The organism is Pseudocitrobacter sp. 2023LY-00077 (assembly GCF_055796175.1).
Window position 1 is genome coordinate 356,135 of sequence record NZ_JBSPEI010000002.1, and the last position, 20,567, is coordinate 376,701.

A 20,567-nucleotide genomic window follows, 5' to 3' on the forward strand; every position below is an offset into this window, starting at 1 on the left:
CATCTATTTTGTGAGGCAATAATGAAAAAGAAACTGGTCATTGCCCTTGGCGGTAATGCGTTATTACAGCGTGGTGAAATCCTCAGCGCTGAGAATCAACAGAAAAGCATTCAACTCTTTTCCCAAATGGTGGCGCAGCTGGCGCATGATTATCAGTTAGTGATCGTTCACGGCAATGGCCCACAGGTCGGACTGCTGGCCTTGCAGAATGCCGCCTACCAGGATGCGCCTGCCTGGCCGCTGGATATCCTGGTTGCCGAAAGCCAGGGAATGATTGGTTTTGCGATTGCGCAGGAGCTCACGGCTAACAGCAGCGCACCGGTCACCACGCTGATGACTCGCGTAGAAGTTGATCCGAATGACGATGCCTTTGCATCGCCAGGCAAATACATCGGGCCCGTATATCCACCAGAGCAGCAGGCCGAGCTGCAGACGCGCTATGGCTGGCAAATGAAGGCCGATGGCCAGTATATCCGCCGCGTGGTTGCCTCCCCCACCCCTTTGAAAATTATCGATAGCGAGGCGATCCGCACGCTAATGGATGATGGGCATCTGGTGATTTGCTGCGGGGGCGGGGGTATTCCGGTCATTGCAAAAGAGGGCGGCTATCAGGGTATCGAAGCCGTAATTGATAAAGATTTGACGGCAGCCGTGCTGGCTCAGGCAATCAGCGCCGATCATCTGCTCATTTTGACCGATGCCGATGCGGTGTATGAAAATTGGGGTACGCCACAGGCCCGCGCTTTACGTCACGTTACCCCTGCGGAACTGGCCCCGTTCGCCGCACCGGATGGGGCGATGGGGCCAAAAGCCGCTGCGGTCATTCAGTTTGTAAAGCAAACAGGAAATGCAGCGTTTATTGGTGCGCTGAAAGATGCGCCACAGATACTTGCAGGAAAAAAAGGCACCTGTATTTCAGACTAATGCTCTGTTTTTCAGGCAAAAAAAAGGCTTCCCGGAGGAAGCCTTTTATCAATCATGTTGCCTCAAATTACAGAACGTCAACCGCGTTCAGTTCTTTGAAAGCCTGCTCCAGACGAGCGCTCATGCTGGTCTGGCCAGCGCGCAGCCATACGCGCGGATCGTAGTATTTTTTGTTCGGCTGGTCTTCGCCTTTCGGGTTGCCCAGCTGGCCCTGCAGGTAAGCTTCGTTGGTTTTGTAGTAGTTCAGAATACCTTCCCAGGTCGCCCATTGGGTATCGGTATCGATGTTCATTTTCACTACGCCGTAGCTTACGGAGTCTTTGATTTCCTGAGCAGAAGAACCGGAACCGCCGTGGAAGACGAAGTTCAGGCTGTTGTGCGGCAGGTTGTGTTTCTTAGAAACATAGTCCTGAGAATCACGCAGGATGGTCGGGGTCAGAACCACGTTACCTGGTTTGTAAACGCCGTGTACGTTACCGAAGGAAGCGGCGATGGTGAAACGCGGGCTGATTTTGCTCAGTTCAGTAAACGCGTAATCAACGTCTTCCGGCTGAGTGTACAGTGCAGAAGCGTCCATGTGGCTGTTGTCCACGCCGTCTTCTTCACCACCGGTGCAACCCAGTTCGATTTCCAGCGTCATGCCCATTTTGGACATACGCGCCAGGTATTTGGAGCAGATTTCGATGTTCTCGTGCAGAGACTCTTCAGACAGGTCGATCATGTGAGAAGAGAACAGCGGTTTGCCGGTAGCAGCGAAGTGTTTTTCACCCGCGTCCAGCAGGCCGTCGATCCACGGCAGCAGTTTTTTAGCGCAGTGGTCAGTGTGCAGGATAACCGGTACACCGTAGTGCTCAGCCATCTGGTGAACGTGATGCGCGCCAGAGATAGCGCCCATGATGGCTGCGCCCTGGGGAACGTCAGTTTTCACGCCTTTACCCGCGATGAATGCTGCACCACCGTTGGAGAACTGAACGATAACCGGTGCTTTAACTTTTGCAGCGGTTTCCAGAACGGCGTTGATGGAGTCGGTGCCCACACAGTTTACTGCTGGCAGTGCAAAGTTGTTTTCTTTTGCTACCTGGAACACTTTCTGAACGTCATCACCAGTGATAACACCAGGTTTTACGAAATCAAAAATTTTAGACATGTTTACGAGTCCTATCTGTATCTTCGGCCGTTAGAAAAAGAAGCGCGAGCTATGTAGCGCGCTGAAAAACAGGCGGGTTTCCCCGCCTGCTCAAACATTACTTCTTAGCGCGCTCTTCGAGCATTGCAACTGCTGGCAGTACTTTGCCTTCCACGAATTCGAGGAATGCGCCGCCGCCAGTGGAGATGTAGGAGATTTTGTCAGAGATACCGAACAGGTCGATTGCAGCCAGAGTGTCGCCGCCGCCTGCGATGGAGAACGCGTCGCTGTCTGCGATTGCGTTAGCCACGATTTCAGTACCTTTACGGAAGTTCGGGAATTCAAACACGCCAACCGGACCATTCCACAGGATGGTTTTTGCGTTTTTCAGGATGTCAGCCAGCTGCTGTGCAGAGGCGTCGCCGATATCCAGGATCTGCTCGTCTTCTTTCACGTCAGCAACGGATTTCAGAGTCGCTGCCGCAGTTTCGGAGAACTCAGTTGCCACGCGCACGTCAGTCGGAACCGGAATGTCGCAGGTGGTCAGCAGACGTTTAGCTTCATCAACCAGGTCAGCTTCGTACAGGGATTTACCGACGTTGTGGCCTTGAGCGGCAACGAAGGTGTTCGCGATACCACCGCCAACGATCAGCTGGTCAGCGATTTTAGACAGAGAGTCCAGAACGGTCAGTTTGGTAGAAACTTTAGAACCACCAACGATTGCCACCATCGGGCGAGCCGGTTCTTTCAGTGCTTTACCCAGTGCGTCCAGTTCAGCCGCCAGCAGCGGGCCTGCACACGCAACGTCAGCAAATTTGCCGATGCCGTGAGTAGAAGCCTGCGCACGGTGAGCGGTACCGAAAGCATCCATCACGAATACGTCGCACAGCGCAGCGTATTTTTTGGACAGTGCTTCGTCGTCTTTTTTCTCGCCTTTGTTGAAGCGAACGTTTTCCAGAACAACCAGTTCACCTGCAGCAACTTCAACGCCATCCAGGTAATCTTTAACCAGACGTACCGGGTTGGACAGTTTGTCTTTCAGGTAATTAACAACCGGCAGCAGAGAGAATTCTTCGTTGTACTCGCCTTCGGTCGGACGACCCAGGTGGGAGGTTACCATCACTTTCGCGCCTTGTTTCAGGGCCAGTTCGATGGTCGGCAGGGAAGCACGGATACGCGCGTCGCTGGTTACTTTCCCTTCTTTAACTGGTACGTTCAGATCCGCACGGATAAAAACACGTTTACCAGCAAGATCCAGATCGGTCATCTTAATTACAGACATGGTGAATCCTCTCGTTGATTCATAAAGTTTTGCAGACGCATTCGCGTCCTACCTGAAACCTTGTGCGGCCATCGCTAACGTGGTGTCGAGCATTCGGTTAGCAAAGCCCCATTCGTTATCACACCAGACCAAAGTTTTGATCAAATGCGCCCCACTCACTCGCGTTTGGGTGCCATCGACAATGGCACTGTGCGGATCGTGGTTAAAATCTGTTGAGACCAACGGTAATTCCGTATAGTCAACTATACCATGAAATGCATCCCGTGCTGCTTTTTGCAGCAACTGGTTGACTTCATTAGCGTTTACCGGATTTTTTACCGTTACGCTAAGATCGATTGCCGTGACGTTAATGGTCGGTACACGCACCGCAATCGCTTCGAATCGATCGTTAAACTGCGGGAAAATACGCGTAATCCCTGCAGCAAGCTTCGTATCGACCGGAATGATCGACTGACTTGCGGCGCGTGTGCGGCGCAGGTCCGGGTGATACGCGTCAATCACCTGCTGATCGTGCATCGCGGAGTGAATCGTCGTCACCGTTCCCGACTCAATGCCCCAGGCATCATCCAACAATTTTATGATGGGGATTATGCAATTCGTGGTACAGGAGGCATTGGAGACAATACGATGTTCAGGGCGTAACGCGTCATGGTTCACGCCATAAACCACCGTTGCGTCGAGGTCGTTGCTACCGGGATGTGAAAAGAGCACCTTCTTTGCACCTGCGGCGATATGTGCTTCGCCGTCAGCGCGACTACCGAACACGCCGGTACAATCAAGCACCACATCAACCGACAGTTCGCGCCAGGGCAGCGCGTTAATCTCGCGCTCGTGCAGAAGACGAATGCTGTCGTCGCCGACAAACAACTGTTCCCGCTCCTGGCGAACGTCCCAGGCAAAACGGCCATGGCTGGTGTCATATTTCAATAAGTGCGCGATGCCCGCAGCATCCGCCAGTTCATTGATTGCCACCACGGTGATTTCCGCACGGCGTCCGGATTCATACAAAGCACGAACCACGTTACGCCCAATGCGACCGAAGCCATTAATCGCTACGCGTACGGTCATAGGTCTCCTGCAAGGTCATCCCAAAGCAATGTGGCTGACAGAGTAATGCAGCAATTCATTCCGGGAAACCTTACCTGCCACAAACAGTGACTGATTGGTCAAATGTCGAACACTTCATCGACTGAAACGCTTCAGCCAGAATAAGCGAAACCTGGAATAAAAGGAATGATTGTCCAGACAAACGCACCAGGAATCTGACATACATCACATTTCTACAGGAATAATTTGCAGCGTTATGCCAGAAGGAGTCGGGCGATGGAATAAAGACCGAGTACGGAATCAGACTATCTCTGAATGAGTGATTAGGCGAAATGAAGGGTAAAATTTGCTCGTCGATGCGTAAGTCATCGGCAGGTGCAACGGCGCGGGGACTTTTTCCGTGCGGCTCCTTGCACTGGAAAAAGAAAACCCCCGTCGTTGCGGTATAAAAACAGGCAAACTACGGGGGTGATCCATGACTCCAACCAAGTCTAGGATAGCCGCTGACGCTTGCCGCTTCAAGCAGGATTTGCGGTATGGATATTCTGAAATTCGCAGTACTGATGGTTGTGCTTCATTTAATTGTATCGTCAATGATACATCACGATTTACAACCTTCTTTGGTTAATCGCGTTATAGATACGCAGAGCGAAGGAGGGATAACACACCGCTGTTCTTAATTTGAAACTGGCTTACGTTGCCCCTTGATTAGCCCCGCTTCGGCGGGGCTTTTCTTTGGCATAAATAAATACGCCCCAATCATAGACACTCCCAATATTTATTTATCGTCACGAGGTTATGCTCATTTGACGCTTAAAGCGGAGTGAAAAGAGAATTAATTAAAGACAGAATGAAGGCTGAATGGCCCCCCTACCGACACAGGTAGTAGCCATTCATCGGCGAGGTGGAACCGTGCCATTTATTTCAACAAAATAAAAAAAGGGCCGCTTTCGCGGCCCTTCTCACAAAGCATCTTACCGATTACAGCAGCGCTTTTGCTTTCGCAACAACGTTGTCAACGGTGAAGCCGAACTCTTCAAACAGCAGCTCAGCCGGTGCAGATTCACCGAAGGTGGTCATACCGACGATAGCGCCGTTCAGGCCAACGTATTTGAACCAGTAGTCTGCAATACCAGCTTCCACTGCAACGCGTGCGGAAACCGCTTTCGGCAGGACTGATTCACGGTAAGCCGCATCCTGTTTGTCGAATGCGTCGGTAGACGGCATGGAAACCACGCGCGTTTTCACGCCTTCAGCAGTCAGTTTTTCGTATGCCGCTACAGCCAGTTCAACTTCAGAACCGGTGGCGATGAAGATCAGTTCCGGCTGACCGGCACAGTCTTTCAGCACATAACCACCGCGTGCGATGTTTGCCAGCTGTTCTGGAGTACGTTCCTGCTGCGCCAGGTTCTGACGGGAGAGGATCAGCGCGGTCGGGCCGTCCTGACGCTCAACACCGTATTTCCACGCGACCGCGGATTCAACCTGGTCACACGGACGCCATGTGGACATGTTCGGGGTCACGCGCAGAGAAGCCACCTGCTCTACCGGCTGGTGAGTCGGGCCATCTTCGCCCAGACCGATGGAGTCGTGGGTGTAGACCATTACCTGACGCTGTTTCATCAGCGCAGCCATACGCACGGCATTACGCGCGTATTCTACGAACATCAGGAAGGTAGAGGTGTACGGCAGGAAACCACCGTGCAGAGAGATACCATTGGCGATCGCGGTCATACCGAATTCACGAACACCGTAATGGATGTAGTTACCGGCAGTATCTTCGTTGATAGCCTTAGAACCAGACCAGATAGTCAGGTTAGACGGTGCCAGGTCAGCGGAGCCGCCGAGGAATTCCGGCAGCAGCGGGCCGAACGCTTCAATCGCATTCTGAGACGCTTTACGGCTGGCGATTTTCGCCGGGTTAGCCTGCAGTTTGGCGATGAATTCGTTGGCTTTCGCGTCGAAGTCAGACGGCATTTCGCCTTTCATACGACGAGTGAATTCAGCAGCTTCCTGTGGGAAAGCTTTCGCGTAAGCAGCGAATTTCTCATTCCAGGCAGATTCTTTCGCCAGGCCTGCTTCTTTCGCATCCCACTGCGCATATATTTCAGACGGGATTTCGAACGGCGCGTATTTCCAGCCCAGTTTCTCGCGGGTCAGCGCGATTTCAGCGTCGCCCAGCGGCGCACCGTGGGAGTCGTGTGTGCCGGCTTTGTTCGGCGAACCGAAACCGATGATGGTTTTGCACATCAGCAGGGACGGTTTGTCAGTCACTGCACGCGCTTCTTCTACTGCGCGTTTGATAGAATCTGCATCGTGACCATCAACGCCGCGAACCACATGCCAGCCGTAGGCTTCGAAACGTTTAGCGGTATCGTCGGTGAACCAGCCTTCAACGTGACCATCAATAGAGATGCCGTTGTCATCGTAGAACGCAACCAGTTTACCCAGTTTCAGGGTGCCTGCCAGAGAACATACCTCGTGAGAGATACCTTCCATCATGCAGCCGTCGCCCATGAAGGCGTAGGTGAAGTGGTCAACGATGTCGTGGCCCGGACGGTTGAACTGCGCCGCCAGCGTTTTTTCTGCAATAGCCATACCGACTGCGTTGGCAATACCCTGACCCAGCGGACCAGTAGTGGTTTCTACACCGGCGGTGTAGCCCACTTCCGGGTGACCCGGCGTTTTGGAGTGCAGCTGACGGAAGTTTTGCAGTTCAGACATCGGCAGATCATAACCTGTGAGGTGCAGCAGGCTATAAATCAGCATGGAGCCGTGGCCGTTAGACAGCACGAAGCGGTCACGGTCAGCCCAGGAAGGGTTCTGCGGGTTGTGGTTCATGAAATCACGCCACAGGACTTCGGCAATGTCAGCCATACCCATCGGGGCACCCGGGTGACCGGATTTGGCTTTCTGTACTGCGTCCATGCTCAGCGCACGAATAGCATTAGCAAGCTCTTTACGTGAGGACATTTTGACTCCAGTTCGGACTGTTGAAGGCTATGCCCCTTAACGACTTGACGACCGCGCGTTATGGGCTACGCCAGAAAAAAGTGCCAACAATGTAACCCAAGCGACAAGTCATGTACATGGACCATCCTTTTGCCGCTTCAGAAATCTCCGGAACAGGGCACACTCTGCGCAAACCACTCGCTCATCTTTAAGGATTTTCTTTATACTAAAGGCATCTCTCGCTCCGTTTCTCTGGAGCAACTTTCAGATTTTATATAGATGAGTGAGTTCGGAATAACATCATGAAAACACGTGCGATCGTGCTGGCTCTGGGTGCGTCACTGCTGCTGAGCGGCTGTCAGAATATGGATTCAAACGGCATGTTAAACTCCGGCGCGGGTGCCTTTCAGGCCTTCTCGCTGAGTGATGAACAGGTGCAGGCGCTGAGCGACCAGGCCTGTAAGGATATGGATGCAAAAGCGACCATTGCTCCGTCTACCAGCGACTACAGCAAGCGTCTGAGTAAAATTGCTTCCGCGCTGGGCGATAACATTAACGGTCAGCCGGTGAACTATAAGGTGTACGTGGCGAAAGACGTCAACGCCTTTGCGATGGCGAACGGCTGTATTCGTGTATACAGCGGCCTGATGGACATCATGACCGATAATGAAGTCGAAGCGGTGATTGGCCATGAAATGGGTCACGTTGCGCTGGGCCACGTGAAAAAAGGTATGCAGGTGGCGATTGGTACCAACGCCCTGCGCGCCGCCGCCGCGTCAGCGGGTGGCATCGTAGGCAGTCTGTCGCAATCGCAGCTTGGCGATTTGGGTGAAAAACTGGTGAATTCCCAGTTCTCCCAGCGTCAGGAATCGGAAGCGGATGACTACTCTTACGATCTGCTGCGTAAGCGTGGCATTAACCCAACCGGCCTCGCCACCAGCTTTGAAAAACTGGCGAAACTGGAAGACGGACGCCAGAGTTCCATGTTTGACGATCACCCGGCATCGCAGGAACGTGCGGCGCATATTCGCCAGCGCCTGGCGGCAGACGGGATTAAGTAACTCCCCCTCACCCTAACCCTCTCCCTGAGGGAGAGGGAACCGTTCTGCACCGGTTTTCTCCCTCTCCCCGTGGGAGAGGGCCGGGGTGAGGGCATCAGCGCGCACATCCCCTCCCGTTTAACCTCGTTATGAATAATTGTGCAAAGCTAATGCGATTATTTTATTCATCATTAAATCGCATCAATCGCTAATTAAATAGCACGATTTGCTAACGATAACTGAAATTCGCCAAATAAATAATTTCAAAATATCGCGTTTCAAAAGATATTTATTTTGTCATTTACAAACTTCCTGTTCATTCTCTCCTTGAGAATAAACCAATGCCATATAATCCATAGTCCATCCCCTGTAAGCCTTGCCAGCTGTGGCCTGACATACCCGGCAATAGTGAAGAAACATTTACACACATAATGATTGCAATCGTTATTCATTCAGGAGAATATCGCGAAGAACTCACAACTTTTAATATAGACAGACAGAGACGTTCCCGCCGTGAAAAATAAATTATCGTTAATTGCATTAGGCCTGATCGCCGCTACACCTGCATTTGCCAGCCAGCAATCTGAAAGCCAGGGCTTTGTTGATGACAGCCATTTAGATGTATTTTTGCGCAATGCGTATATCAACCGTGATTACCAGGATGGGCTGAAAGATAAAGCCGAATGGGGTCAGGGCATTGTCGCGACCTTTGAATCTGGCTTCACCCAGGGTGTGGTGGGTTTTGGCGTTGACGGTATTGCACAGTATGGTGTGCGTCTTGACGGCGGCCGTGGCCGCAGCGGCGCGGGCGGGATCGACTTCTTCGCCCAGGATAACGATGGCCGCGCGAAATCTGACCTCGCAAAATTTGGCGCAACGGTCAAAGCGCGTTTCTCGAATACGGTACTGAGCTACGGTACCCAGCGCCCGGCGCTGCCGATTCTGACGGCGGATGATTCTCGTCTGTTATACGAAACCTACACCGGTACCCTGTTGACCTCTAAAGAGATCGACGGCCTGGAAGTGAACGCCGGTTACTTTACCGACGAACAGCGTAAGAGTGACGATAGCCATAACTCCGGCCTCGAAAGCATCTCCTTCGGCGGCGCGAGCTATCAGTTTAACGACCAGTTCAGCGGTGCAATCTACGCGTCTCACGTAGAAGACGTGCTGAACAAACAGTACCTGGGCCTGAACTACAAACAACCGTTCAGCACCGGCCAGCAGCTGGTTCTTGATTTCAACGGTTATAACTCTCGCCTCACCCCAGGCTATGCTGAATCGCTGGATACCGGCCGCAGCAACAGCATCTGGAGCCTGGCAGCCAGCTATATCTGGGATATTCATACCTTTAAAATCGCTTACCAGCAGAGCAGCGGCAGCACCGGCTATAACTACGGCGGCTACCGTAACCAGGGCGGCGTGGGCGATGGCGGCAACACCATCTGGCTGGCGAACTCCTACTGGTCTGATTTTAACGGTGAAGACGAACGTTCATGGCAGGCATCTTACGGCCTGGACTTCGCGGGCCTCGGTTTACCGGGTCTGAGCTGGACCACCGCTTACGTGCGCGGCGATAACATCAAAACCTCGCAGACCAGCAACGGTAAAGAACACGAATGGTTCAACCAGGTGCAATACCAGGTTCAGGACGGCGTGGCGAAGGATCTGAAATTCAAAGTCCGTTACTCCGTACTGCGCGTCTCTAACAACGCCAGCGACTATAACGTGAGCGGGAACGAAGTTCGCGTGTACGTTGAGTATCCGTTCAACGTATTCTGACCCTCACCCTGCCCTCTCCCAAAGGGAGAGGGTAAAACCCTGCGCAAAATGTCACATCTCGCACTGTTTGTTCCCTCTCCCAAAGGGAGAGGGTTAGGGTGAGGGTGATAAATACCGCACCTTAATACAACGTCTTCTGCGGCGGCCCGGCAAAGCGTAGCGCGCCAATCTCGCCCATTCGCACTTCCACTACCGACGGCCCCGGCATCGCCAGCGCTTCGGTCATCGCCGCCTGGAAATCTTCCGCACGGTTCACCGTCCACGCCTGTAAGCCAATGGCCTGCGCCAGCGCGGTGAAGTCCGGTGTGTGCAGTTCGTTATAGTACTGGCGACCACCGAAGTATTTATCCTGAATACCGCGCATCACGCCGTAGCCGCCGTCATTCATAATCAGCAGCGTCACGTTGGCTTTTTCCTGCGCCAGCGTCGCCAGTTCGCCCAGGTTCAGGCTCAGGCCACCATCGCCTACCAGCCCCACCACTTTGTGCTGCGGATTCGCAATCGCAGTGCCAATCGCCATCGGCAGCCCCATCCCAATCGCCCCGGCGAGGGAGTGGATGTTTTTCAGCGGCTGATGGGCGCGGAACAGACGACTGCCCCACAGGCTGCCGGAAACGGTGATATCCCGCACCAGAATGCCGTCGTCCGGCAACGCATGTTCAATGGCATCATTCAGCCCGGCATACGCGCCACACTGCTCGCGCAACCCCTGTTCTGCTGCCACGACCGCCTGCTGCACCTGCTCATCCCACGCGCTATTGCCCCATTCACGCCCCTGGGCTTTCGCGGCTAACGCCGTCAGCAATGCGCCGCAGTCAGCGATAATTGTCTGATCCATCAGGTAATTCCGGCTTGCCGCCGCCGGGTCGATATCAATCTGCACGCGCGGTTCCGGCAGCGTCAGCGTCCAGGAACGGGTCTCATTACTGCGCAGGCGCGAGCCCGCCACCAGCGTGAAATCACAGGTTTCCATCATCGCTTCCACGGAAGGCGAGTTATGGAACGCGCGCAGGCTGGCGCGGTGATTATCCGGCAACACACCGCGGGCATGGGTGCTGGAAATGACCGTCATCCCGGCATCGGCCAGCTTCTTGACTGCCGCAGCGCTCGCCAGCGCCCCGCCGCCTAACCACAGCAGCGGTTGCTTCGCCTGCTTAAGCTGCGCCCACAGCGCATCAACGGTTGCGGTATCCGCCGCCGCAGGCATCGCCGGACGCACCGCTGCCGTCACCAGGGAAGCGGGAATTTTCGCGCCCTGAATATCAATAGGAATTTCCACCGACACCGGGCCACACGGCGGTGTCTGCGCGTCCTGAATCGCTTTATGCAGAATCGCTATCGCCTGATTGGCATTGCTGATGCGATAGGCGCGTTTTGAGCTGGCCTTCAGAAAAGTCAGCTGGTCGCGCGTCTCGTGAATAAACCCGGTATCCGCATCCAGCCAGGCCTTTTCCACCTGACCGGTCAGATGCAGCAGCGGCGTGCAGGCGTTCATCGCCTCCACCAGCGCGCCAACCGCATTGCCCGCGCCTGCGCCGGTGCTGGTTAGCGCCACCCCCAGGCCGGAAAAACGCCCGTGCGCATCCGCCATCGTCACCGATCCCGCTTCTCCGCGCGCCGGGACGAAACGGATATTGCCACGCTGCCCGACGGCATCGGCAATCGGCAGGTTGTGGATAGAGATAACGCCATAGATAGCGTCTACCTGATACTGCTCCAGCGTTCTGGCAATGGCCTCGCCGACGGTAATCATTTCACTCATAACTCACCCTTATTCTTAGTCGCACCAGCGGTTGACGCTATTGCCCGTCGCCAGATAAATGCTCTTTTGTTGCATCCAGGCTTTCAGCCCCTGAATACCCTTTTCGCGGCCCAGACCGCTCTCTTTAAAGCCCCCGAACGGGGTCGAGATGGCGAAAACTTTGTAGGTGTTGATCCACACCGTGCCCGCTTCCAGCCGCTCGCTTAAGCGCAGCGCTCGCCCGGTGTCGCGTGTCCAGATACCCGCCGCCAGCCCGTAAACCGATGAGTTCGCTTGTAAAATCAGCGCCTCTTCGTCGGCAAACGGCATAGCCACCAGCACCGGGCCAAAAATCTCTTCCTGACAGACACGTGCCTGATTATTCAGGCCATCGATAATCGTCGGCTGGAAATAGCTGCCACTGGCAAGCGCCGGGTCAGCGGGAATTTCACCGCCACACAGCACGCGCCCGCCCTCTTTCTGCGCCAGCGCGACGTAATCCATCACGCTTTTACGGTGCTTTTCGTTAATCAGCGGCCCAATGTGCGTGCCTTCCTGATGAGGGTGCCCAACGCGCAGCCCACGGGTTAATTCCAGCAGCCGTGCCATCAGCGGTTGATAAACTGATTCGTGAATAAACAGACGCGAACCGGCGATACACGCCTGCCCTGCCGAACTGAAAATGCCGTAGCAAATGCCGCGCGCCGCCTGTTCGATATCGGCATCTTCCAGCACGATGGTCGGCGATTTGCCGCCCAGCTCCAGCGAGGCGGGGATCAGTTTTTCCGCCGCCACGTGCGCCAGATGCCGCCCGGTGGTCGTGCCGCCGGTGAAAGAGATTTTGCGAATTTGAGGATGGCGCGCCAGCGCATCGCCAATCACCGAGCCTTTCCCCGGCAACACGCTCAACAGCCCGGGGGGAAGCCCTGCCTGTTCAAAAATACGTGCCAGTTCAAGCGCCATCAGCGGCGTGGCCTCCGCTGGTTTGAGGATCACCGCATTGCCCGCCGCAATCGCCGGAGCGACCTTCTGCATTTCGCTGGCAATCGGCGAGTTCCACGGCGTAATGGCCGCGACGACGCCCAGCGGCTCATAGCGGCTGAGGGTTAATACCTCCGCCATGCGCGGGGTCGGCAGTTCGCCTTCCAGCAGTTCGCAGGCCGCCGCAAAATAACGCGCCGTTCCCGCAGCACTCAGCACCAGGCCGCGCGCTTCCGGCAACGGTTTGCCGTTGTCGCGGCTTTGCATCAGGGCCAGTTCATCCACGCGCGATTCGATAATGTCCGCCACGTTGTGCAGCACTTTCGCCCGCTGATGCGGCAGCGCATTGCGCCATGCCGGGTCACGCCAGGCGCGCTCGGCGCTTTTAACCGCATCGTTCAGATCGTCGATGCTGGCGGCGTTGAGCGTGGCGTTCAGCGAACCGTCCGCCGGGAAGGTGCTCTGCATCGCTTCACCGTTACCACGTCGCCAGGCTCCGCCAACAAAAATAGAGAGTTCTTGCATATCAGCCTCTTAGCACTGAGCCAGTTCACGGCAGGCGCGCACCGCGCTCAGTGCCGCCAGAGTTGAGGTTTTCGGGTTGCTGGCGAGCGGCAGGCCGCTGAGTTCGAGGTGGAATTCGCCAAACAGCCCCTCAACGTGCAGGGTATGGGTGTTACGTTTCGTCGCCGGATCAACCATTAACTGAACACGGGTGTCATCCATGCCCACCCCGCCCAGCGCCACGGTTGCCGCCACGTTGGCATTTGCCGGGAAGAGGCGTGCGGCTTCCCGCGCACTGCCTTCGAAAAAGATTTGCGCTTCCTGCACCGTCGCCAGGTCAATCAGCTGTTCGGCGTAGCTCCCGCGCCAGCTGGCCGGGCTTTTACGCGACTGATAGGTCACGCGCTGCAAGCCGCCTTCTCTCGCCGCCGATAAACCGTCGATGCCCGCCACCGCCCCTGCCAGCAGGGTTAATTTTCCGCCCGCGTTCAGCAGCCGCTGTTCAAGTTCACTGTCCGCCAGCGCACCAGTGGAGACAACCGCCAGGTGCCAGCCGCGTTTGAGGACCGCTTCGCCGTACTGTGCCACCGCCTGCTGGCTGGCGCACTCCAGCACCAGATCCGGCGTAGCATCGCATGCCAGCGGATCCACCAGCGGGGTAACCTCGCCGTGAAAACGCGCCAGGATCGCCTGATGATGTGATTCCCGCGCCACGATCCAGCCGATCGCCACGTTGGCAGGTAAACGTTCGATCACCGCCTGCGCCATCGCGCCGTAGCCAATTAACATGACCTTTTTCATCATTGCTCCTTAAAGGTGACGGCAGAAACCGCCGGAGACATCCAGCGCGGCCCCGGTGGTGAACGAGGCCAGCGGCGACGCCAGGAATAACAGCGCCTGCGCGGGCTCCTGCGGTTTGCCCAGACGGCCCATCGGAATGCCGCGCTTACGGGCGATATCACCGGTCCACTCCGGCCAGCTCTGGCTTTTATCGCTGCGCTGCTCATAGCGGCGCTGCCATTGGCCGGATTCCACCATCCCCAGCAGAATGGAATTTACGCGGATACCTTTCTCAATCAGATCTTTCGACAGGGTGAGCGTCATGTTCAGCAGCGCGGCGCGCGCAGCCGAGGTGGCGATCATGTGCTCTTCCGGCTGTAGCGCCAGCAGTGAGTTCACGCAGGTGATCGACGCGATATCCGACGCTTCAAGCTGGCTTAAAAACGCCTGCACCGGGTTAATGACACCAAATAATTTCAGCTCGGCTTCATGCAGCCATGCGCTGCGCGGGGTGTCAGCAAAATGGGCGACAAAGCCCTGCCCGGCGTTGTTGATTAGCATGTCGGCGCGGCCCAGATTCGCTTCAACGGCGGCGGCGAACGCCCGGACATCTTCTTCTTTCAGTACATCGCAGCAGGCAGAGAAAACCTCACCCTGCGGAAATTCGTTGAGCAACGCGGCATGCGCGCTGGCGAGCCTGTCCGCATCGCGGCCACAAAACGCCACTTTTGCACCTTCACCCAGTAACAGGCGCAGGGTTTCAAAACCGATCCCCGACGATCCCCCGGTGACTACCGCTACACGCCCTTCAATTTGTGCATTCATCGCGCACCTCTTCCATTGCCTGCAAAAGCCATTGATTAAATGTCGTTTCGTTATCGAGATAGCTGGCATGCCCGGCCTTCGGAACGGCGGTGTACGGCATACCGTAACGGGCGGCCAGCGCCTGCGCGGCATCCGGTGGCGTGATGGTGTCCTGCTCGCCGCAGCACACGCTGAACGCCCCGCCATACTGTCCAAGCCAGTGGTGAATATCGTCGTGCGCCAGCATCCACGCCGCCGCCAGATACCCTTCCGGGCGCAGACGTCGCATCCCTGCAGCCACCGTCGCCACATCGTCCTGGCGTGCCGCCGGTTGCAGCAGTGCCGCCGCGCGGGTTTGCGCGAGGATCTCGCCGCCCATCGCTATTTGCTGTTCCCGGCTGCGCCACACCTGTTCGCGCTTTTCCGCCGTCGCGTTGCCGTAACCCTGCGCCGGGTCAGCCAACAGCAGATGCACTACCCGTTCGGGGTAACGTGCGGCAAACGCGCTGGCCACCAGCGCGCCCAGCGAATGGCCCACCAGCACCGTTTGCCAGACGCCAGCACGGTCAAGCAACAGCGCAAGCGCATCGGCGTAGTCGCCCGCATTCGCCCGTTCGGTTGCCAGCATCGGGCTTTCGCCATAACCCGGCATATCCCAGGCCAGCACGCGGCAGCCCGGTAGCGCCATCTGCTTATGCCAGGAAGCGGCACCGGAACTAATGCCATGCAGCAGCATCACCGGCACGCCATGGCCCTGTTCACGAAAACCCGTCATCGTCATTCCTTAGTTGCGTTTCACTTTCGACAGCGGATGGTCTGCCGGATAGGTTGGGATCTCCGGCTTTTTGGTGCCGAGCATCACGCACATCAGCGCTTCTTCTTCGCCGTGATTAAACAGGCCGCGATAGATCCCCGCCGGAACGGAGATGAGATCGCGCTCGCGCAGCACCGTTTCGGTGTAGTTGTCACCATCCTGAATCATCAGAGTGATCTGCCCTTTCAGCATGAAGAAGACCTCTTCCACGTCATCGTGCAGATGCAGCGGACCTTCGCATTTCGACGGCAATACCATGGTGGAGAAAGTGAAGTGTTCCGCCGCAACGGTGTTGGTATCGCTGGCGACGCCGGTCGCCCCGGTACCGATATAACGCATCTGCGCACGGCGATATTTCGGGTCAAAATCGGCCTGGAACTTCAGCGCGTTCCAGTCATATTTACGGCCTTCAAAGCGGGCAATACGCGACTCCACCCACTCTTCCATGCTCAGATTTTCTGGCTTGATGCCGGTTTTCGCGCTCACGGTTGAATCAGACATGACACACTCCTCAGTAACGTTTAAGCAGCGGCAGTAACAGGACGCACCCTACGGTCGCCATTACCACCAGAAAGATCAGCCCGGAATCCATACTGTGAGTGAAGGCGATCAGCGCCCCCATCACCGCCGGCGACAACGCCCCGGCAAAGTTTCCCAGCCCGTTGAAAATACCGCCCGCCGTGGCGCTCACGCGTGGATGGGTGGCTTTTGCCAGCAGGGCAAAAATGTTCGGCGCGCCCACGCCCCACATAAAGGTGCTGAAGCTCATGGCGGCGATGATGGTTAGCGGCGTATCCAGATGCATGACCGCCGTCAGGCCAATGGCCGCCCCTGCCATCGAGATAAAGCAGGCGGCTGCGCGTTTATCGACGCGATCGGAAAGCCACGCGCCAATCACCTCGCCCAGTAGCATGGCGATGAACGGCATCGACGACAGCCAGCCCGCATGCTCCAGGTGAATGCCTTTACCTTTAATCAGGTAGCCCGGCAGCCAGCCGTTGATGCCCCACAGATAGGTCAGGAAGGCAATGTTAAAGACGCAAATCATCCAGAAGTGAGTGCTGACAAACAGCTCCTGACGCGCCGCCCGACGCGTTAGCTGCGACTGTTGCGTCGGTGCCTGTTTCGCCTCCAACTGCACGCCACGCAGGCCAATGCGCACCAGAATCAACACCGGGATGGTGAGCAGCGCCATGGTGAAGAAGGTGCTCTGCCAGCCAAAGGTATTGAGCAGCCAGATGGAAAGCGGGAAGCCAATTGCCGCGCCCACGGGCGTGCCGAGCAGCCAGAGCATGGTGGCGCGCGCCTGCAAATGCTGCGGGAAAGAATGGCGCACAATGGCGAACGCCAGCGGGAACAGCGGCCCTTCCGCCACGCCGAGCAGAATGCGCAGCGTGACCATCAGCGTGTAGTTATGGGTAAAGCCCATCATCACCATCAGCACGCACCACACAACCATCATGCCGGTAAGCAGACGCAGCGGTGCGATCTTGTCGCCCAGCCCACTCAGCAGTACGGAGGAAAAACCGTAGCTCAGCAGGAACGCGCTCATCAGAATGCCCAGACGCGTGGTGTCGAAGTCGATGCCCATCGCCTGCTGGAAATGGCTGTCAGAAAAGAGTGCGGCAATGCTGATTTTGTCGAAAAACGCCAACAGGACGCAGGCCAGCAGCGACAGCGGAATAGCCCAGCGAACGGTCGTTTCAGGCGTGCAGACGCCCTCACCGCGCGCCTCAACGGGCGCGGTGTTGTTCTCTAATGTGCTCATGTTCCCCCCTGAGGGTTACGTCGCGGTTAGCGTAGTGACATCAGTGAAAATGCAGGATCGCCTAATGGCTCGGCGTTCAGATCGCGCCCGCTCGCCATCCAGCGTTTCGCAAGCTTAACGGTGCGCGGATCGTTAAACGCCACCAGTTGATTCAGCGTACCGTCAGCGTTGAGCGAGAAGAAAATCGATCCTTTTTCTTCCCGGCGAACCACCGTCCGGCTGTTCGGCTGCGGAATGCCAAGGATCTGAATATTGTGCTGGTATTGATCCGACCACAGCCACGGTACGTCGTCGTAACCGGGCGCGTTGGCATCCAGCATCGCTTTGGCCGTCGCCACCGCCTGATTCTGCGCAAATGCCCATGACTGCACGCACAGACCGTAACGCACGTGCTGCGCCACATCACCCACGGCAAAGATCGCCGGATCTGACGTGCGTCCCTGCGCATCGACCACAATACCGCGATCGGTTTTCAGCCCGGCATCGCGTGCCAGCTCCAGGTTGAGATCGACGCCGATCCCCACCACCACCGCGTCGAAGATCTCACGCTGGCCGTCGCAGTGGATCACCACGTTTTCATCGCCTTCATCCAGTTCAATCGCGCCGCATCCGGTGCGCACATCCACGCCCTGCTGCTGATGCAGCGCCAGCAGTTCAGCGGAAACTTCCGCGCTGACTGAGCGCATACACAGCGCGGGCTGTTGTTCAAACAGAGTGACCGCGATACCGCTTTTGCGCGCCGAGGCGGCAATCTCCAGGCCAATCCAGCCGCCGCCGATAATCGCCAGCGTTTGGCTCTGCACCAGGCGCTTTTTCAGACGCTGCGCATCCTGCCAGTGGCGCAGGGTATACACCTGCGGATGCGTCGCCCACGCGTCTCCCGGCAGGCGCGCCCGGCCGCCGGTAGCAATCAAAAGCTGGTTGTAGCTGAGTGACTCTCCGTTACTCAACGCAACGGTTTTTGTATGTGGATCGATAGCCTGCGCGCGAAGCGGACGATACCAGCGCAGGTTCAGCGCCTGCTGCGCGTCTTCGCTAAACAGACGCGGCAGCGTCGGGGACGCGTCCAGCAGCGAGGCTTTCGACAGCGGCGGGCGTTCGTAGAAATCCCACTCTTCTTCCGCCACTACGCAAATCTCGCCGTCGAAACCGTCATCGCGCAGGGTTTTCGCCGCCCAGCCGCCCGCCTGGCCGCCGCCGATAATCACGATGCGCGCCGTCATACCGCCTCCGGCTTCTTCTGCTGACGGCGGGTGTCGTGGTCGATACCGCCTTCCACCGCCCACTCGGTAAAGGAGACCAGCGAATGCTCCAGCTCGCGCGGCTGCCACTTCTCGGTGAGGTAGTCGTCGTTGGTGTAGTACTCAAACGCGCCGCCGGTTGGGCTGTTTACATACCAGAAATAGGCGGAAGAGACCGGGTGACGACCGGGGCCGATAAAGGTGCTCCAGTCATGTTTGTTCATGGCAATACCGCCGCCAATCACTTCATGGATGTCGCGTACGGTGAAGGCGACGTGATTCAGGCCGCGCTTGCGGTTAGGCAATTGCAGCAGGAAAAGATTGTGATGGCCGCCGCGCGCCTGGCAACGCAGGAATACCGCGCGGTTGATGTAACGGTCAGAGACCTGGAAGCCCAGCACTTCACGGTAGAATTTCTCCACCGCCGCCAGTTCTTCAACAAAGAACACTACGTGGCCGATGTTGATCGGCTCCGCACGATCGTAAACCGGGCTTGGTGTGTCAATACGGCGCGCATCGCCCCACTGGTTAATCGGCTCAACGTTCAGCTCAACCGGCTGCTGCTGGCTAACCTGCACGCGCAGGGTCATGCCGTTCGGGTCACGGCATTCCAGCGCACCGTCCACCTCACGAAAACCCGGCTGGCTGGCAAGCTTCGGGCGCAACGCATCCAGTTCCGCCTGGCTCGCCACGCCCCAGGTCATGCGACGTAGCGTGTTGCCCGCTTCAAAAGCGTCCGGCAGCGCGGGGGCATCCTGCGAATTCAGCTCCACGCTCGCACCGCTCAGGGTGGTGAATCGACGCCCGCTGGCATCACCCTTCAGGCCAAAATCAGCCATAAATTTTGCGCTGTGGGCCACGTCATCGACGCCAAACTCCAGCTTTTCAATTCCGATTACACTCATGGTTCGTTGCCTCTTTGCCACTCCACGCCCCGATTTGGGCGTAAAGCATGCCCGACGCCCTTCAGCGCCTGCATCTCACTGTTTGATTTAGCTGGCTTGTGACAGATACCCTAAAAAGCCAGAGATTTTGTCCGCCGCCATGCGAACGTCGTTTTGCAACCGATCGCGATCGGTTTGCGGCACCTGTTCCGACGGCACCAGAATGCTCACCACCGCCGCCACGCGCCCGCTGCGGTCGTAAACCGGATAGACAATGGAGGAGATCCCTTCGCGGAAGAATGATTCGCCAATGACGTAGCCGCGCGCTTTATCCTGCTGCACCATTTGCCACAGCGCTTCCCGATCATGCGGCTGGCCCAGCGTGTTCCCCGGTAAGCGTTCGTTCGGGAAAATCTGTTCAAACTCGCTGCGCGACACATCCGTCAGCAGCATGCGGCCCAGCGATGTGCAATGCACCGGCAGACGTGTGCCAATACTGACGTGGTTGATACGCGAACCAGCGGCGCTGACGCGGGCGATGTAGATAATGTCGCGCCCGTCGCGGATCGCCAGATGGCTGCTGCACTGGCTGCTGTCGCGCAGTTGCTCAATCACCGGCTGCCCAACCTGGGCCACATCCAGCGAGGCGATATATTCAAAGCCAAGACGCAACACGTTCATCCCGAGCGAGAAGGTGTTAGTGCGCGGGTTGCGCTCCAGAAACCCCATGTACTCCAGCGTCTGAACGACGCGGTAAGCCGTCGCTTTCGGCATATCCACCAGCCGATGCAGCTCAGCGAAGGTCAGGTCGCGGTGCTGTTCACCAAAGGCCAGCAGCAGCTGTAAACCGCGCTCCAGACCGGGCACCAGGTACTTGATTTCGTGCTCGTTCGCCAT

17 protein-coding genes are annotated in these 20,567 nt (G+C 56.7%); 3 read left to right on the top strand and 14 right to left on the bottom strand.

The window, feature by feature from the left end; genetic code table 11:
* The first annotated feature begins 21 nt into the window (after positions 1-21).
* Complete coding sequence (locus ACWWFX_RS04095) at positions 22-924, top strand: carbamate kinase (protein WP_473223274.1); 903 nt, start codon at positions 22-24, stop codon at positions 922-924.
* A 67-nt stretch (positions 925-991) separates the two neighbouring features.
* Here ACWWFX_RS04095 and fbaA read toward each other — a convergent pair whose 3' ends face one another.
* From fbaA to tkt, 4 genes are all read right to left on the bottom strand, one after another.
* Positions 992-2,071: a class II fructose-bisphosphate aldolase gene (gene fbaA, locus ACWWFX_RS04100; protein ID WP_473223275.1), complete on the bottom strand. Its 1,080-nt coding sequence runs from the start codon at positions 2,069-2,071 to the stop codon at positions 992-994.
* Positions 2,072-2,168: 97 nt separating this feature from the next.
* Positions 2,169-3,332, bottom strand: a complete 1,164-nt coding sequence (pgk, locus tag ACWWFX_RS04105) for a phosphoglycerate kinase (protein ID WP_276224179.1) — start codon at positions 3,330-3,332, stop codon at positions 2,169-2,171.
* 48 nt (positions 3,333-3,380) lie between these two features.
* Positions 3,381-4,400, bottom strand: coding sequence for an erythrose-4-phosphate dehydrogenase (epd, locus tag ACWWFX_RS04110; protein ID WP_231826298.1), 1,020 nt, complete (start codon positions 4,398-4,400; stop codon positions 3,381-3,383).
* A 960-nt stretch (positions 4,401-5,360) separates the two neighbouring features.
* Entirely contained in the window at positions 5,361-7,352 is a 1,992-nt protein-coding gene (gene tkt, locus ACWWFX_RS04115; RefSeq protein WP_473223276.1) for a transketolase, read from the bottom strand.
* 281 nt (positions 7,353-7,633) lie between these two features.
* Between tkt and loiP the strand changes: the two genes are divergently transcribed.
* The gene (gene loiP, locus ACWWFX_RS04120) at positions 7,634-8,392 is read left to right on the top strand and encodes a metalloprotease LoiP (protein WP_473223277.1); all 759 of its coding nucleotides are present in this window, start codon (positions 7,634-7,636) and stop codon (positions 8,390-8,392) included.
* Between the two features lie 492 nt (positions 8,393-8,884).
* Positions 8,885-10,153 carry an OprD family outer membrane porin gene (locus ACWWFX_RS04125; protein WP_473223278.1) on the top strand — a complete coding sequence of 423 codons (1,269 nt, stop codon included), beginning with the start codon at positions 8,885-8,887 and terminating at the stop codon, positions 10,151-10,153.
* A 121-nt stretch (positions 10,154-10,274) separates the two neighbouring features.
* Here the strand turns inward: ACWWFX_RS04125 and ACWWFX_RS04130 are convergent, their stop codons facing one another.
* The 10 genes from ACWWFX_RS04130 to ACWWFX_RS04175 form a co-directional block, all read right to left on the bottom strand.
* Positions 10,275-11,915 carry a thiamine pyrophosphate-binding protein gene (locus ACWWFX_RS04130; protein ID WP_276224162.1) on the bottom strand — a complete coding sequence of 547 codons (1,641 nt, stop codon included), beginning with the start codon at positions 11,913-11,915 and terminating at the stop codon, positions 10,275-10,277.
* A gap of 15 nt (positions 11,916-11,930) precedes the next feature.
* Positions 11,931-13,400 carry an aldehyde dehydrogenase gene (locus tag ACWWFX_RS04135; protein ID WP_473223279.1) on the bottom strand — a complete coding sequence of 490 codons (1,470 nt, stop codon included), beginning with the start codon at positions 13,398-13,400 and terminating at the stop codon, positions 11,931-11,933.
* A gap of 9 nt (positions 13,401-13,409) precedes the next feature.
* On the bottom strand, positions 13,410-14,180 hold the full coding sequence (locus ACWWFX_RS04140; RefSeq protein WP_473223304.1) for an aspartate dehydrogenase: 771 nt from the start codon (positions 14,178-14,180) through the stop codon (positions 13,410-13,412).
* Positions 14,181-14,189: 9 nt separating this feature from the next.
* Positions 14,190-14,984 carry an SDR family oxidoreductase gene (locus ACWWFX_RS04145; RefSeq protein WP_473223280.1) on the bottom strand — a complete coding sequence of 265 codons (795 nt, stop codon included), beginning with the start codon at positions 14,982-14,984 and terminating at the stop codon, positions 14,190-14,192.
* A complete protein-coding gene (locus ACWWFX_RS04150; protein ID WP_473223281.1) occupies positions 14,968-15,738 on the bottom strand; it encodes an alpha/beta fold hydrolase in 771 nt (256 codons plus the stop codon). Before ACWWFX_RS04150 ends, ACWWFX_RS04145 begins: the two co-directional genes overlap by 17 nt.
* A gap of 9 nt (positions 15,739-15,747) precedes the next feature.
* Entirely contained in the window at positions 15,748-16,278 is a 531-nt protein-coding gene (locus ACWWFX_RS04155) for a cupin domain-containing protein (protein WP_015963087.1), read from the bottom strand.
* 10 nt (positions 16,279-16,288) lie between these two features.
* The gene (locus ACWWFX_RS04160; protein ID WP_015963086.1) at positions 16,289-17,545 is read right to left on the bottom strand and encodes an MFS transporter; all 1,257 of its coding nucleotides are present in this window, start codon (positions 17,543-17,545) and stop codon (positions 16,289-16,291) included.
* A gap of 26 nt (positions 17,546-17,571) precedes the next feature.
* The gene (locus tag ACWWFX_RS04165; protein ID WP_473223282.1) at positions 17,572-18,768 is read right to left on the bottom strand and encodes an NAD(P)/FAD-dependent oxidoreductase; all 1,197 of its coding nucleotides are present in this window, start codon (positions 18,766-18,768) and stop codon (positions 17,572-17,574) included.
* Complete coding sequence (locus tag ACWWFX_RS04170; RefSeq protein WP_473223283.1) at positions 18,765-19,691, bottom strand: VOC family protein; 927 nt, start codon at positions 19,689-19,691, stop codon at positions 18,765-18,767. Before ACWWFX_RS04170 ends, ACWWFX_RS04165 begins: the two co-directional genes overlap by 4 nt.
* An 87-nt stretch (positions 19,692-19,778) precedes the next feature.
* The gene (locus tag ACWWFX_RS04175; protein ID WP_108475824.1) at positions 19,779-20,567 is read right to left on the bottom strand and encodes an IclR family transcriptional regulator; all 789 of its coding nucleotides are present in this window, start codon (positions 20,565-20,567) and stop codon (positions 19,779-19,781) included.